This window comes from Pyxidicoccus xibeiensis (assembly GCF_024198175.1).
In the GTDB taxonomy this organism is placed as follows: domain Bacteria; phylum Myxococcota; class Myxococcia; order Myxococcales; family Myxococcaceae; genus Myxococcus; species Myxococcus xibeiensis.
Genome location: NZ_JAJVKV010000001.1, coordinates 1769404 through 1784585, shown reverse-complemented (window position 1 = coordinate 1784585; position 15182 = coordinate 1769404). Strand labels below are relative to the sequence as shown.

Genomic DNA, 15182 nt, shown 5'->3' with positions numbered 1-15182 from the left:
GGGGCAGGGAAGGGTGCTGTTACGGGCAGACGCCCTGGGCCCCCGGCGCCGTGTAGAACTCGTCGTGCGTGTTCACGCAGACGAGCGAGTTGTTGATGCTCACCAGCGTGGCCGGACCGCCCGCCAGCATCGAGGTGCCGATGCGCACGTCGAAGCCCCGGACGGCGCGCACGCTGTGCGTGGTGCCCGTGAGCGTCGAGCCCTGGAACGTGGCGCTGTAGCGCGTGTCGGTGGTGTTCGCGCTGTCGAAGCCGAGCGACTCCGTGGCTCCGGTGCCGCTGAGCACGCTGTTGCGCGCGGAGACGTGGGCGAACTCCGCGTAGACACCCGCCGCGAAGGCACCGCCGCGCGCCACGCCCTCCACCCCGGCCATGGCCACGGTGCCCGCCGCGTACACGCCGTAGTTGTGCTGCGAGCCCGTCGCGCTGGCAGTCACGTTGCGCAGGTAGACGGTGCCCCGCAGCGTCAACACGCCGGTGGCGAAGTCACCGCCCTTGCCCTCGGCGTAGGACTCCATGAGGTTCAGCGAGCAGTCCGTGCAGCGAAGGCCCCCCGCGACGCCCGCCGGGGGGCTGTTGGCGAAGGCCCGCACGTTCTCGAAGGTGCCCTGCGCGTTCCTCATGTTGATGCCGTACGTGACGGACGTGCCGTTGTTCGCCACCGCCACCACGTCGTGCAGGTCCAGGAACGGCGCGGTGCTGAAGATGGCGACGGAGCTGTCGCCACCGCCGGTGTTCATCACCGTCAGCCGCGTCAGCAGCACGCCCGAGGCCCCCACCACGGTGCCCTGCGTGGCGGCGGAGGAGCGCACCACCGTGGCGTCCTCCCCCGAGCCCTCCAGGAACACGTCCTGCTTGAGCTGCAGCGGCGTGGCGCCCACGTCGTAGATGCCGGGCTCCAGCTTCACCACCCACGTCTCCCCGGCGCCCACGGTGATGCCGTCAATCGCGGCGCGGAGCGCGGTGCCACCCTCGGCCGGCGTCGCCCCCGCGGCCACCACCACGATGCGCTTGTAGTCGAGGCCACTCGGCCCGCGCTCACCCGCCGGCCCCGGAACACCCTGCGGACCCGTCGGGCCCGCGGCACCCTCGGGCCCACGCTCACCGGTCTCGCCGCGCTCCCCCGCCGCGCCCCGCTCGCCCTGGGGACCGCGCTCGCCCGTCGCGCCCATGGGGCCCGGGAGGCCGCGCTCGCCCTGGAGCCCCTGAGGCCCCTGCGCGCCACGCTCACCCGCGGGGCCCATGAGCCCCTGAAGCCCCTGCTCACCGGCGGCACCCGCGACGCCCGGCTCACCCGGGAGTCCGCGCTCACCGGCGGGGCCCTGCTCCCCACGCTCACCGGCGGGGCCCGTGGGGCCGCGCTCACCGGCGGGCCCCTGGGGCCCCGGGGTTCCGCTCTCCGCCTCCTTGCACGCGGTGAGGGACAGGACGAGCGACAGCACGGCACGGCGAACGAGGCGACTGCTCACGGAAACACTCCAGGCGGGTGTGGAACACCAGACACGTTCCCGCATGGAGATTTCAGCGGGAAGGGGCTCCCAGTCATACGGAGCCGCACTTCCCCTCTGGCACTGGGTGGAACCCGACTCGCCTAACGCGGCCCCATCGGGGGCGTGGAGCCGCGAGCGGCCTTCTCCACGGCCTCGCGGTTCTCCTCGATGTAGCGCTCCACCGCGGCGTCCTCGAGCTCCAAATCGCGCAGCACGCCCGGGTAGACGAAACGGAAGGCGGGAGACTCCTCGTCCCCGCGCAGGCGGAAGCTCATCTTCAGCACCGCCGCGCCGTACAGCTTGTCCTTGAGAGCTTTCGCCTTGCCCATCCCTCTTCTCTCTTCCAGCGACCCGGCGAGTGCGGCGCGAGCGCGCTCACTCGTCGAAGTCGTCCTCGTCGTCGTCCGGGAGCAGGGCCCGCTTGGGCAGCGGAGCCGGCTTCTCCGGCGTGAAAACCACCCGGCGGTTGCGACCCTCGCCCTCCGCCGTCACCTTCACTCCACCCACTCCTTCTACTGCCCTGACGACGCGCGCGCGGTCCTCCAGCTTCATCGCGGCGAGCGCATAGAAGCGCCCCAGGCTGGCAGACTTCTCCGCGAGCTTGCGGGCCGCCTCTCGCAGCGCGGCATCCTCCTCCACCGTCATGGAGCGCTCGTCGGAGTCCACCTTGGTCACCGGGGCAGACCGGGCGGGCTGCGCCTGTGCGCCCCGCTGCTGGGCCTGCGCCGCCTTCACGGGCGCCTGGGCGGCCGCCTGGGGAGCAGGGCGAGGAGCGGCGGGAGCCGGCGCGGCCTGGACCGGAGCGGGTGCCGCAGCCTGGGCCGCCTGGGGCTGCTGCGGCTCGCGGCGCTGGCGGGGCTCCGGGTGGGCGCCCGCGCCGAGCACCACCCAGCGTCGCTCCACGCCGGGCCGGTGCATCATCTTGTTGAGCAGGAACTGGAGCGAGTCGACCACCTGGCTGCGCCGTCCGTTCTCCACGCCGGGGGGCGGGCCCGCCTCGAAGTGGAGGGCCACGGAGAGGTTGCCATCGGCGGCGTCCTGCATCTCCAGCCGGGCGGGGAAGCCCATCAGCCCGAGGATGTCGCCGAGGAGCTGCTCCACCCGGGCCCGGAACTCCGCCGAGGCGCCGGGGTTGGACGCCGGTGCGCCAGGGTCCGAAGCCCCTGGCGGCTGCTGAGGTGCCTGCTGCTGCTCGCTCACTTGCGTCTGCCTCCCGCCGCCGCCACCGCTGGCGTGCCGCCGCCCGTCTGCGGCTTGTTCCGGTCCAGCCACTTCCGCAGCCCGTACTGCTGGGCAATGGAGAGGATGTTGTTGGTGAAGATGTAGAGCGACAGGCCCGCCGGGTACTGCAGCAGCGTCAGCGTGAAGATGACGGGCAGGAACCAGGTCATGATTTTCGCCTGGGTCGCATCCATCATCTGCGGCTGCATCTTCTGGGTGATGACCATGGACACGCCCAGCGCCAGCGGCAGCAGGTACGTGGGGTCCTTGTAGGTCAGGTCGCGCCAGATGGGGCCGATGAAGGGCTCGCCGTAGATGTCGAAGCTGTTGCGCAGCGCCGTGAAGAGCGCAATCCACACGGGCATCTGGATGAGCAGCGGGAGGCACCCGCCCAGCGGGTTCACCTTGGCCTCCTGGTACAGCTTCATGATTTCGAGGTTCTGCTGCTCGCGGTTGTCCGCGTGCTTCTTGCGAATCTCCTCCATGCGCGGCTGGAGCTTCTTCACCTCTTCCATGCTGACCATGGAGCGGTAGGTGAGCGGCAGCAGCACCATCTTCACCACCACCGTGAGCAGGATGATGGCCACGCCCCAGTTGCCGGTGAGGCCGTGGAAGAACTTCATGACGGCCAGCAGGATTTTGCAGATGACGGCCCAGATGCCGAAGTCGATGGTGTCCTCGAGCCTCGGGTGGAAGGCCGTGTCACCCAGGCTGGCGGCCTGGCGCAGCGGGGCGCCGGGCACCACGCCGAGCAGGTCCGGGTCCTTGGGGCCCAGGTAGCCGCCGAAGCGCAACGTCACCGTCTCGCCGGCGGCCACCGTGAGCGGGAAGGACGCCGTCACCGTGCGCGCGGTGGGCGTGGCGGTGAGGGTGCAGGAGCCCTGGCGGGGGCCCTCCAGCGGGTAGAGCGCGGAGAGGAAGTACTGCTGGTCGATGCCGAAGTAGTGCACCGGGCCGCGGGTGTCCTCGGCGTCGGGGGCGTCGTCGCCGGGCACCATCTTCTGGAGCTCCTCGCCCACCCAGCACGCGGAGCGGCTCTGGTTGCCCACGCCTCCGAAGAAGGAGGGCGCGTGCTCGAAGTTGGGGTCGATGGCGCGGCCGTAGTGCACCTGGAGGTCGCCGCTCTGCGGCTGGCCGGAGGTGTTGCGCACCTGGAGGGTGTACGTGAGCTCGAAGCCCTCGCGCGGCCACTTCAGCGTCTTCACGACCTCCCACGGGCCCTGGCGGCCGGTGAAGGTGAGGCCCTCGGCGGCGCCCTCGGCACCCTCCGTCACGGTGAAGCGCGTGTCGGCGGGCAGGGGGCTGGCGCCCTGGATGGAGACGGCGAGCGGCAGCGGCTGGCCCGGCACCGGCTGCGCCAGGTTCATCTGCGGCGCGGGGGGGATGTCCTTGCCGATGAGCTTCTCGAAGCCCTGCTGGACGCTGAGCTCCTGCTGCTCGCGCATCTTCGAGCCCTGGAGCACCGCGGAGGTGAGGCCGGCGCCTCCGGACGAGAAGGCGTAGTGGACCTCCGGGCGCTGCAGGTCCACCTGGCGCGCGGGCGGCGGCGGGGCGTCTCCGGCGGCGACCGCGGGGGTGCCTCCGTCGGCGTCGGGCGGGAGGGCGGCCTGGGCGGGGCCGGCGTCTGCGGGGCCGGCGACGACGACGCCTGCGTCCGCGCCACCTTCCGCTCCGGGAGGAGGCGGCGTGGGGGCGAAGAAGAAGGTGTAGACGGCGGTGGCCGCGAACGAGAGGGCCAGGGCGGCCAGCAGTCGCTTCTGCGAATCGTTCGACTGGGGCGAGAGCGGATCGTTCATAGACTCCCCCCTCCGAGAGGGAGAGGGCGGCAAGGGGTGGAAGCCCCCGTCACGGCACCGGGTCGATGCCGCCGGGGTGGAAGGGCTGGCAACGGAGCAGCCGCCAGAGGGTGAGCCAGGAGCCCTTGAGGCCTCCGTGCTTCTCCAGCGCCTCCATGGCGTAGGTGGAGCACGAGGGATGGAACCGGCAGACCTTCGGCAGGAGCGGGCCGAGGAACTTCCGGTAGAAGCGGATGGGCAGGGAGATGACGAAGGCGAGCGGGCTCATCGGGGAGGCTCCTTCGGCTTCGTCTCCGCGGCCGGCGGGAGCCGCTGCAGCTTACGGGTGACACCGTCGAAGGCACGCGACAGCTCCGGGAAGGACGCCTCCTTCGCGGAAGAGCGCACCACCAGCACCACGTCCAGGCCGGGCGGCCATTGCGTGCGCCGCTTGCGGAACAGCTCACGTAAGACTCGCCTCAAGCGCGCGCGCACCACGGCGTTGCCCACCTTGCTCGACACGGTGAGGCCAACACGGGAGTACGACCGGCCATTGCGCTTGATGAGCGCCAGGAGGCAGTCCGAGGGCACCTTCTGCCCACCTTCCTGGACCTCCAGGAATTCGCGCCGTTGAAGCAGGCGCAGGGCCTTGGGGAAGCGTTGGTCTGCCGGGCCTGACTGGCCCGGCGTCGCACCCTCGGCCCTCACACGCAGGCTCGCTTACTTCTTCGCGGCGGACACGACGAGCCGCTTGCGGCCCTTGGCGCGGCGGCGCTTGAGGACATCACGGCCGCCCTTCGTGGCGTTCCGCTTGCGGAACCCGTGGGCGCGATTGCGGCGGACCTTCGACGGCTGGTACGTGCGCTTGGACACGGCTCTAACTCCTTGATGATGGCGGCGCCTCCTACCGCTCCGGCGCGACCTGAACTGGGGAAAGGGGCGGGTCCGTAACCCTCTTTCCAGGGTAAGTCAACGTTGGATCACCTGGACCCTTCCCAGAATCCCTTCTGATCCGGCGAACAGCCGGGCTGGAGTGGGTGGGTGTGGGTCTGGGTGACCCTGCTGGCTTGGACGGCCACCGGAGCAACGCTCGATGCGGTCGGTTTAATCGCATGCGTCGGGAGGCTCATGAGGGCGGGCTTCGACGAGCTTCGTCCGCATGTCAGGCATTCCCTGTATTTCCTGCGCATGCCCGTCTTCTGGCGGGCGCTCACGCCGGGGAATCGCCATGACAGCGCGCTGGGCCCTACCGCTTGGATTGCTGCTGGTGGCTTCAGGCTGTTCGGCCACCCGCCTCGTCCACCTGGAAACCGGTCAGGACTCCTTCGTCGTCACCCCGCACGAAGAGGAGGAGGCCGAGCTGGAGGAGGCCGAACTCGACGACGAGGAGTTCAAGGCGGCCGTGGTGGAGCTGGCCAGGGACGTGCGGCCCTTCCAGCACCCGATGCGAGAGGCGCGAGCGCTCTTCGGCGTCCCCTCCCGCAGCGGCGTGTACCGGTACGAGCACCGCAGCCGGCGGCTCTTCCCAGAGGACACGGACGGTCCACACCTCCTGGAGTCCTACGCGGACGACGAGCTGACGCGCGCCTACGGCCAGTGGTGCTCGCGGAAGCAACAGCCCGGAGACTGCCTGCGCCTGCTGGACGAGGGGCCCCTGCTGGCCAGCGACGGCAAGTACACGCTGGCCTTGGCCATTGCCATGGACTCGGTCTGGGAGGAGACGGCCGAGGCCCTGGAGGACATGGCGGACCCGCAAGCCCTCATGGCCACCCTCTCAGCCTCGGTGGCCATGTATCTGCTGCTCTGGGCGCTACCCGAGCCGGTGAGCAAGGGCCTGGCCGCCACCCTGACCGCCGTCGCCATTGCCTACCTGGGCGTGGACACGGTGTGGCGCCTGCTGGACGGGTGGCTGACCCTGGTGCGCGAGGTCGACCGGGCCACCTCCTTCGAGCAGTTGCAGGCGGCGGGTGAGGCGTACGGCGAAGTCCTCGGGGAGAACGCGGCGCGCGTCTTCGCGATGCTGGCCACGGCGGCCATCGGCAACACGGCGGGGCTGGCGGCGAAGTCAGCGCGGCTGCCGGGCTCCGCCCAGGCGGCGCTCGCGGTGGAGTCGCAGGCGGGCTTCCAGTACGCCGCCGTGGGCAGCGTGCGGTCGGTAGCGGTGACGGCCGAGGGATTCACCCTCGCGCTCGCGCCCAACGCGGTGGTCATGGCGAACCGCGAGCGGAGCCAGAGCCATCACCTGGCCACGGACAAGAACAGCATCTCCGCTGCGCGGGGCGGGCCCTGGACGCCGAGGTTCGAGAAGCTCTTCAAGAAGGCGGGGATGGAACTGGAGGACCCCGAGAACATCGTGGATGTCCCAGGCCACAAGGGCCCCCACCCGCAGGAGTACCATGCACTGGTTTTCAAACGCCTGAACGACGCGACGATTTCGTGCCGAACCGTGAATGCGTGCCGCAAATTGCTCACCGACGCACTCCGGGAACTGGCCGAGGAAGCAATTTCAGAGGGGACAGACATCCATCGACTGCTGACCCGGGGCAAGTCGCGATAAGAACGCTCCATGCCAGCTCGCTTCTTCGAACTCGCCGAAAACGTTCGATCTGGATACTGGTACCTGGACGACCCCTTGGACGAGCGCGGTCAGGAGATGGACAACCCTTACGTGTTCAGGGAGGGGCACCCTGTTCGTGTCGAAGGTCGTCTGACCATTCCCATTGCGCAACCCGGCAGGCCGTTGGACTTCTCCACCATGGGACTCAGCACAGCTCCCATCGTCCACGTCCGCATGGCGTCCATCTTCTCGGAGCTGGCGCCCAACGACGTGCAGCTCATCCCCGTGGACATCCAGGGTCACCCCGACCAGTACATCCTTCTCGTCGCCACCAGGCTCATTCGCTGTATCGACGACAAGGCCTCCAGGGAGGTGCGTTACTGGAAGCCCGAGCACGGGCAGCCAGAGCGGGTGGGCGAGTACCGCTCGGTCTCGGGGATGCGCATCGACACCTCGAAAGTGGGTGACACCCAGGTGTTCCGCACCTGGGGCTGGAACCTCGCCCTCATCGTCTCCGAGGACATCAAGACGGCCCTGGAGCGCGCGAAGGCCACGGGCGTGAAGTTCACCGAGGTGTAGCCCCCGCTGCAAAGCCCCGCGCTTTTGCAGACCGCACCCGGAGTCCGGGGCGGAATGATCCGCCCCCAGACCTTGGGGGGAGGGTGCCGGCGGCCCACAACCGTGCCGGGTCGGCATGGCCGTTGCCGATCAGCGGCGTCGGGAAAAGCACTCGGAAGTCCGGTGCTTTGAGCCGGTTGCTTGATCGACCCGGAACCGTCTGTTAGCACGGCCGAACCGCCCGCAGGCCCCTCGCTTTGCACGGTTGAGACACGCGTGAACGCCCTCGCCCAAGCCTCTTCTCCACTCCCAAGTGCTGGAATTATCTGGGCCCGGATGCTGGAGGCGATCCGCTCCGAGAAGTTCGACTACGCGCTCCGGTGGCTCGAGCGGATGCGCCCCCTGGAGGTCCGCGACGGCACCCTCGTGATGGGCGTGCCGGATCGCTTCTTCCGCGACTGGGTGGATGATCACTACCGCCCCATGCTGGATGCCCACCTCTCCCGGCAGGGTGACGGCCTCGTCACCGTGGCCTATGAGGTCGTCGAGGGCCTGGAGCCCGACCCGAGCCTCCCACCCACACCGACAGTCAAGGCGAGCTCGGCCCGCCCGGCCCGGCTGAACGGGCGCTTCATCTTCGACACCTTCGTCGTCGCGGACAGCAACCAGCTCCCGGCCGCCGCCGCCCAGGCCGTGGCCGACAAGCCGGGCCGCCACTACAACCCGCTCTACATCTATGGCGGCACCGGCCTGGGCAAGACGCACCTGCTGCAGGCCGTGGGCAACCACATCTGGGAGAAGGACCCGTCCCAGCGCGTGGTGTTCCTCTCCAGCGAGCAGTTCACCAACGAGTACGTCGAAAGCGTGCGCGAGCACCGCATGTCCGAGTTCCGGCGGAAGTTCCGCGAGGAATGCGACGTGCTGCTCATCGACGACATCCAGTTCCTCGGCAAGCGCGAGGAGACGCAGAAGGAGTTCTTCTACACCTTCAACACGCTCTACGAGCTGAACAAGGCCATCGTCCTCACCAGCGACACGGTGCCCGCGGAGATTCCCGGCCTGGAGGAGCGGCTGCGCAGCCGCTTCACCATGGGACTGATGACGGACATCCGCGAGCCCACCTACGAGACGCGCGTCGCCATCCTCCAGAAGAAGGCCGTGGCCGAGGGCCTGGACCTGCCCGACTCGGTGGCGCACTTCATCGCGAAGCACATCCAGAAGAACGTGCGCGAGCTGGAAGGCGCGCTGGTGAAGCTGTCGGCGGTGCACAGCCTGACGCGCCAGCAGGTGACGGAGGAGTTCGCCTCGGAGGTGCTGCGCGACATCCTCCCCGCCCAGCGCGCGGTGGACATCGAGGCCATCCAGCGCGAGGTGGCCCGCTTCTACAAAGTCACGGTGGAGGGCCTGAAGGAGGACCGCCGTCACAAGGCCCTCGCCCACGCGCGCCAGGTGGCCATGTACCTGAGCCGCAAGCTGACCAAGAGCTCCTTCCCGGAGATTGGCGCGCGCTTCGGCAAGGACCACTCCACCGTCATCTCCGCGGTGCGCAAGGTGGAGGGGCTCCGCGCGTCGGACTCCACCGTGCAGCGCGAGCTGGCCGAGCTGGAGCTGAAGCTCGGCGCGAACTGAAGCACGCCGGGGCCCGCCCCCGACATGGCGCGTTCCCAAGGGTGCGGCGCACCCCGGGTCCAGTCTGGGACTGAACGCCCCTACCCGCTCCGTCCCTCTGACGCGGGGCGTCGACAGCCAAGAATCCGCTGGGTGCGCGTATTCAGGATGTCGTGAGCCATCGCCTGAAGAGCCTGCTGCTGCTGCTCGCCGTGCTGGCGGGAGCGGGCCTGTGGCGGGTGGCCGACCGGCGAATGGGCGCGTTCCCCACGGAACCGCAGGTCACCCTGGTCACCTCCGAACCCCGGATTCCCAAGGAGGTCCGCCAGGGGGTGAAGGGGAAGGACCGGGTCCTCATCCCCGGCTGGCGATACCGGTATCTGTTCGACCTGGACACGCGGGCCATCGGCGGCGTCGCGGGCGAGCCCGACGTCCTGCACACCGGGTGGAGCGGCACGCTGGACCTCACGTACGCGGGCGCGGAGGGCGGACAGCAGCTGTTCCAGGGCCGGGTGGTGCTCACGCGGGTGGAGATGGAGCGGGGAGGGACGCAGGTGCTCGGTCCCGATGCCCAGCAACTGCTGCGCGTCATGCTCGAGCGGCCCGTGTACGTGGCGCAGGACACGCGAGGCCGGGTGCTGGCGGTGCACTTCCCTCCGACGGTGGACACGACGGGACGGCGCTTCGTGCGCGCGCTGCTCGCGGCGACCCAGTTCGTGGCGGAGGACGGCTCCACCTGGAGCACCGAGGAGTCGGACACCACCGGCGACTTCGAGTCGGAGTACCGCGCGGGAGGCAGCACCAACACGTACGTGAAGACGAAGCGGCGCTACCTGCGCTCGGCGGCTCCCGGCACTCCGCCGCGGCTGAAGGGACACCTGGCCTTCACGCTCTTCGAGGACGGCCACGTGAAGGAGGCGGCGGGCTCGGACGTGATGGAGGTGAGCGGGACGGGACGCCTCGAGACGCGGGTGGCGCTGACGGGCGTGGGCGTGGACCGCCAGCCCCTGTCGCTGGGGGACTTCCAGGCGGTGCGCTCGACGCTGAAGACGGAGCGGCTGGCAGTGGCGGAGCCGGCCGAGGCGAGCACGCCAGCCGGGGACAGACAGCTCGTGGGAGGCGCGACGTCCGCTGAGCTGCTGCGGCTGCTCGCGCGGGCGACACAGCCGCACGCGAGGGACGCGACACGCGCGCGGCTGGCGGCGCTGTTCCGGCTGGAGCCCGCCGAGCTGGAGCGCGCGACGCGCATGGTGCGGCAGGGCACGGCGAGTCCGGAGCTGGCGGGCCAGCTGCTGGAGGCGCTCGGGAGCGCGGGCACGCCGGAGTCACAGCGGGCGCTGGTGTCGGTGCTGGAGGAAGCACGCGTGCGCGCGGAGCTGCGGACGCAGGCGGCCCGGGTGGCGAGCCGCGTGCAGACGCCCACGCTCGCGCTGGCCGCGGCGCTGGAGCTGGCGCTGGACGGGGCTCGGGACGAGGAGGTGAAGAACGCCGCGGCGCTGGCGGTGGGCGCGGTGGTGAAGGGGCTGGAGCCCATGGAGCCCGCTCGCAGCCGTGAGCTGCTGGAGGGCGTGTTGAAGCGCTGCCAGGCCCGGAGCGTGGACCCCGTGGTGTGTCTGAAGACGCTGGCCAACGCCGGCTCTCCCCGGGGACTGGCGTATGCGAAGTCCTCGCTCCTGCATCCTTCGACGAAGGTCCGTGACGCCGCCATGGATGCGCTCCGGACGATTCCGGGAGCGGAGGCCGATGCGCTGCTGGATGAGGTGCTGCTGGGCGACCCGAGCCCGCGGGTCCGGACCCAGGCCGTGGCGGCGATGTCCCACCGCGTGGCCGGCCCGCACATGAAGGCCCTGTCGACGGCGCTGCGTCTGGACTCGAGCGCACAGGTGCGAATGGAAGTCGTGCGGCTGCTGGGAGGATTGAAGACCGTGGACGAGCTGGCCGTGGCGCTGCTGCGCGACGTGGCCGAGAACGATGTCTCCGAGGAGGTCCGGCGCCTCGCGGCCTCGATGCTGGCGGGGTAGGGCGCGCCGCCCGGGTGGGGCAGGGGGTGTGCCGGGCTCCCTCACGTGGAAGCCCGGCACACCGTGCCTCAAGCGAACCTCGAGCAGCCTGATGTCTCAGTCCCGCCGCGAGCCACGGCGGCGAGCCGAGGCGAACCGCGCCAGTCCCAGCAGCAGCCATGGCATGAACGCCGAGGCCTGCGTGGACTGACAGCCGCAGCCGCCGTTGTCCTCTCCAGGGTTGCCATTGCCCGCATCCGGAGGCTGACCGGTGCCTGCATCCGTCACCGGGCCGGCATCCGGCTCCTGCGTTCCCGCGTCCGCGCCTGCATCCTCACCCGCGCCCGCATCCGTGCCCCCATCCCCACCAGAGCCCGCGTCCGCGCCCGCATCCTCACCCGCGCCCGCATCCGTGCCACCGTCCTCGCCAGGGCCACCATCGGTGCCCCCGTCCTCGCCAGGACCTCCGTCCGCACCACCGTCCTCGCCAGGGCCTCCGTCCGCACCACCGTCCTCGCCAGGGCCACCGTCGGTGCCCCCGTCCTCGCCAGGACCACCGTCGGTGCCACCGTCCTCGCCAGGACCAGCGTCGGTGCCACCGTCCTCACCCGGGCCACCATCCACTCCACCGTCCTCACCCGGGCCACCATCCACTCCGCCGTCCTCACCCCGGCCACCATCCGCACCACCGTCCTCGCCAGGACCACCGTCGGTGCCACCGTCCGTCCCGCCATCCGACCCACCCGGCGGAGGCAGCGACGACTGCGCCACATAGATGGCCGTGCCCCACTCCACCTGGTCGTTGTCCGGCGGCGCCAGGCCCGCGGCAAAGGTGATGTCCCCCCGCGCGTTGATGAGCGGCCCACCCGCGAACACCGGGTTGCTCGGCGTCTCCTGGTCGACTCGCGCCGGCCCCAGGTCGGACGGGAGGATGTCGTGCTCGCTCACCACGCGCTTCAGCTCCACCCCGTCGCCCACCCACACCGCGCGCAGGCCATTGCTGTCGAACGCGCGGAAGACCACCAGCCCGCCGTCACTCAGGTCCGCCGGGAAGAACTCCACATCCCGGATGCCGCCCTGGCCGCCCTGCGCCACGATCCGGAGCTCCCGGCCCGTCCACAGGAACACCGTGACGATGTTCCGCTCGCTCGCGTCCCTCACCGTGGCCAGGAACGCCACCTGCCCGTGGTTGTTGAGCGCCGGCTGCACCGACGCGAAGCGGTAGATGGGCGACGCCGCATCCAGGTCCCGCGTCCGCGCGATGACCCGCGACGTGCCATCCGCGCTGAACACCCGCAGCTCCTGGAACCCCGTCCCGGGCGCCCGCGTGTCCCCCACGCCGGCAATCTCTCCCAGGTCATTGAGCGTCGGGGAGTAGAGGAACTCGAAGGGGCTCTCCGCGTCGACGCCCTTCTCCTTCGCCACCAGGGTCGCCACGTAGCCAGCCCCCTGCGGCGTCAGCAGCGCATACGCCTTGCCCACGCCACTGAACGTCACCCGCGCCCCCAGCTGGCCCACCTCGTTGAGCCACAGGCTCGACCAGTCCGACGCACCCGTGGGCTCGCGGATGACGCGCACCGGGTCCGGCGTCGCGGCGTTCAGCAGATACACCCCGTTGTCGGCCGCCCTGATTGCCCCCGTCACGGCGAATGCGATGTCTCCCCGCGAGTTGAGCCCCGGGTCTCCCGTGCGCGCGTCCTCGCCCAGGTCGGGCAGCAGGTAGAGGCGCCGCCCCATGCCGTCCCCGCCCCACCACACGGCGGAGCGTCCCTCGGGCGTAATCGACAGCCGGAAGGCCACCTGCCGGTCCAGCGTCAGCGGCACCTGGAGGCTCCCCGCGAGCAGGTTGCCCGGCTCCACGTTGTAGGCCCCGGACGCATTGCCCCGCAGGTTGGTGCGCGCCTGGAGCTGCGGCGTGTAGTCCGGCAGCTCCGCCCAGGCCGGCGCTGCCAGGGCGAGCGCTCCCAGCACGCCCCCGAGCCTCGGAAAGGGTCGCACACTCCACTTTGCTGTCGTGTCTCTCATGGATGTCTCCGCTGCCGGCTATTACGGGGAGGGTCGGACTTTACACCGTCGCCCTGTCGCCCCGAGCAAGCCTCCGGAGTTCCCAGGCTCCGGAGCTCCCAGGCTCTGGAGACACGAAGGGCCCGGTCCTCCAGCACGAGTCCCGGGCCCTGCCTCATGTGCCTGCCGCGTCAGTGGGTGACGGGCCCTGACGGCTCCTGCGTGGGCTCGGAGATGGCCTCCAGCGTCTGGCCGGCCTCGCGGCTGCTCAGCGCCTCCGCGATGTCCCCCAGCGAGATGATGCCCATCAGCCGCTTGTCCTCGTTCACCACGAGGATGCGGCGGATCTGCTCGTCCTTCATCTTCTGGGCGACCGTGTCGATGGCGTCGTCCTCGTAGACGTACTCCACCTCGTCCGTCATCGCCTGCGCCACCGTGCAGGTATTCGGGTCCATGCCCAGGGCCACCGCGCGCACCACGATGTCGCGGTCGGTGATGATGCCCGAGAGCTTGTCGCCGCCACACACCGGCATCGCGCCCACGTTCAGCGTCCGCATCTTCTCCGCGGCGTCCTTCAGCGAGGCGTTGGGGTCGATGACCTCCACGTCCTTCGTCATCACGTCCTTGACCTTCCTCATCATCATCTCGCGCTCCTTCTCTCGGTTTGGCCCGCCTTCGGTGATGCGCGACTCAGGCCTCGCGGGCCCAGAGCGCGCGCAGGTCGTTGGGAAGCTGGCCCATGACGTCCTCGGCCTCACCCTCGGAGATGTGCTCGCGCACCGTGGAGAAGACGGCGCGGCTGAGCCGCTCGGCCTCGTTCGGCGTGGTGTCCAGGTCCTCGGCCACCATGGCCAGGAACTGCTCCAGCTTGTACTTGCGTGGTGCCGTGCCCTGGTGCCGGGGGCACCGCTGCAACAGCTCCCTCACCTTGAGTGGCAGCTGTGCCTCCAGGTGCTTCGCCTCGGTGTCCATGAGGCGCTGCTCCAGCATGCACAGCACGGACTGCGCGGCCTTCTCCGCCAGCTCACGTCCGATGTTCGCCTTCTGCTCCAGGTCCTTCAGGAAGTGCGCATAGGTCTGCGCCGTACGGGACTCCCTCCGCTGTGCGCGGATGTCCGGAGTGCCGCCCCGACGCTCTCCCGCCTCCTCCTGTCCCTCGCGCTCGTTTGCCATCACTGCCCTCCTTGCTTTCGCTCTGCTCCCACGTGAGCGTGGGCACCGCACGACTCGCGGGCACCGGGCCACGCGAGCGCGCCCAGGAGACGGGCCAGGGAGCAAGCCACACACGGGAGCCGTCCTCTCGTGCGGAGGCTCGAGGGCACGCGGTGACTCGAGACGCAGTGGGTGGGCGAGCGCCAGGCGCTCCGCCCTCACTTCGGAGAGGGCAGGCTCACCGGCTCCACGTCGGTGACGATGAGCGTGTTGGTGCGTGCATCCACGCTGACGCGTCCGCGCGGGGAGAGCTGGGCCTGCACGTGTGGCAGCAGGTCCGCCGCGCGCGCGTGGCTCACGGGGATGAAGTACGTCCGCAGGGGTGCTTCCTCCTCGCGCGCCTTCTTCAGCGCCGTGCGCAGGGTCGCCTCTTCCTGGAGCTTGCGCAGCGGCGCCACCCGCATCACCTCGCCCTGCTGCTCACGGCCCAGTCCATGGGAGGCGAGCACCGTCTCCAGCGCCTGCCGCCAGGGCACGTTGCGCAGCTTCAGCGTCACCGTGCCCTGGACGTCTTCATCCACCACCAGGTTCAGGTGGCGCATGTCCGCGAGCATGCGCAGCACGTCGTGGAGGTCCGCCTTCACGATGTCGAGCGTCACGCGCGGGCCCTCGGACTTCGGCGACGCGGCGAGCGTGGGCGCACCCAGCAGCGCCAGCGCGAGCACGGCGGCTCGGATACGGGACATGGAAGGAACCTCCGGGAAGCAGTCTCCCGAGGATAGCGCGCACGCGGCTCACGCGTTCTGCCCATACCCGAC

At 70.3% G+C, this 15182-nt stretch carries 15 protein-coding genes; 4 read left to right on the top strand and 11 right to left on the bottom strand.

The features are described from left to right. Positions 1–19: 19 nt before the first annotated feature. The 7 genes from LXT23_RS07180 to rpmH form a co-directional block, all read right to left on the bottom strand. Positions 20–1468 (bottom strand): collagen-like protein, encoded by a 1449-nt coding sequence (locus LXT23_RS07180; RefSeq protein ID WP_253979314.1) that lies wholly within the window; start codon positions 1466–1468, stop codon positions 20–22. Positions 1469–1590: 122 nt separating this feature from the next. After that, on the bottom strand, positions 1591–1818 hold the full coding sequence (locus tag LXT23_RS07175; protein ID WP_253979313.1) for a hypothetical protein: 228 nt from the start codon (positions 1816–1818) through the stop codon (positions 1591–1593). Between the two features lie 46 nt (positions 1819–1864). Further along, complete coding sequence (locus LXT23_RS07170) at positions 1865–2689, bottom strand: hypothetical protein (RefSeq protein ID WP_256560517.1); 825 nt, start codon at positions 2687–2689, stop codon at positions 1865–1867. Next, the gene (gene yidC / locus LXT23_RS07165) at positions 2686–4506 is read right to left on the bottom strand and encodes a membrane protein insertase YidC (RefSeq protein ID WP_253979312.1); all 1821 of its coding nucleotides are present in this window, start codon (positions 4504–4506) and stop codon (positions 2686–2688) included. The genes LXT23_RS07170 and yidC overlap by 4 nt, the downstream gene beginning before the upstream one ends. Before the next feature lie 49 nt (positions 4507–4555). Further along, positions 4556–4774, bottom strand: a complete 219-nt coding sequence (yidD, locus tag LXT23_RS07160; protein ID WP_253979311.1) for a membrane protein insertion efficiency factor YidD — start codon at positions 4772–4774, stop codon at positions 4556–4558. Next, positions 4771–5193: a ribonuclease P protein component gene (rnpA, locus tag LXT23_RS07155; protein ID WP_253979310.1), complete on the bottom strand. Its 423-nt coding sequence runs from the start codon at positions 5191–5193 to the stop codon at positions 4771–4773. Before rnpA ends, yidD begins: the two co-directional genes overlap by 4 nt. A 12-nt stretch (positions 5194–5205) precedes the next feature. Then, positions 5206–5358 carry a 50S ribosomal protein L34 gene (gene rpmH, locus LXT23_RS07150; RefSeq protein WP_163993305.1) on the bottom strand — a complete coding sequence of 51 codons (153 nt, stop codon included), beginning with the start codon at positions 5356–5358 and terminating at the stop codon, positions 5206–5208. A 355-nt stretch (positions 5359–5713) separates the two neighbouring features. On the opposite strand from rpmH, the gene LXT23_RS07145 reads away from it, so the two are divergent. The 4 genes from LXT23_RS07145 to LXT23_RS07130 all read left to right on the top strand — a co-directional run bounded on the left by LXT23_RS07145 (position 5714) and on the right by LXT23_RS07130 (position 11229). Continuing rightward, positions 5714–7042, top strand: coding sequence for an AHH domain-containing protein (locus tag LXT23_RS07145; RefSeq protein ID WP_253979309.1), 1329 nt, complete (start codon positions 5714–5716; stop codon positions 7040–7042). Between the two features lie 9 nt (positions 7043–7051). Next, positions 7052–7621 (top strand): imm11 family protein, encoded by a 570-nt coding sequence (locus tag LXT23_RS07140; protein WP_253979308.1) that lies wholly within the window; start codon positions 7052–7054, stop codon positions 7619–7621. 255 nt (positions 7622–7876) lie between these two features. Next, complete coding sequence (dnaA, locus tag LXT23_RS07135) at positions 7877–9229, top strand: chromosomal replication initiator protein DnaA (protein ID WP_253979307.1); 1353 nt, start codon at positions 7877–7879, stop codon at positions 9227–9229. Between the two features lie 152 nt (positions 9230–9381). Further along, on the top strand, positions 9382–11229 hold the full coding sequence (locus tag LXT23_RS07130; protein WP_253979306.1) for a HEAT repeat domain-containing protein: 1848 nt from the start codon (positions 9382–9384) through the stop codon (positions 11227–11229). Between the two features lie 96 nt (positions 11230–11325). Here LXT23_RS07130 and LXT23_RS07125 read toward each other — a convergent pair whose 3' ends face one another. The 4 genes from LXT23_RS07125 to LXT23_RS07110 all read right to left on the bottom strand — a co-directional run bounded on the left by LXT23_RS07125 (position 11326) and on the right by LXT23_RS07110 (position 15110). Further along, a complete protein-coding gene (locus LXT23_RS07125) occupies positions 11326–13206 on the bottom strand; it encodes an MXAN_5453 family MXYO-CTERM-anchored protein (RefSeq protein ID WP_253979305.1) in 1881 nt (626 codons plus the stop codon). A 197-nt stretch (positions 13207–13403) separates the two neighbouring features. Next, entirely contained in the window at positions 13404–13856 is a 453-nt protein-coding gene (locus tag LXT23_RS07120; protein WP_253979304.1) for a CBS domain-containing protein, read from the bottom strand. A 46-nt stretch (positions 13857–13902) separates the two neighbouring features. Beyond that, positions 13903–14385, bottom strand: a complete 483-nt coding sequence (locus LXT23_RS07115) for a DUF2267 domain-containing protein (RefSeq protein ID WP_253979303.1) — start codon at positions 14383–14385, stop codon at positions 13903–13905. A 197-nt stretch (positions 14386–14582) separates the two neighbouring features. After that, positions 14583–15110 carry a secretin and TonB N-terminal domain-containing protein gene (locus LXT23_RS07110; protein WP_253979302.1) on the bottom strand — a complete coding sequence of 176 codons (528 nt, stop codon included), beginning with the start codon at positions 15108–15110 and terminating at the stop codon, positions 14583–14585. Between the last annotated feature and the right edge of the window lie 72 nt (positions 15111–15182).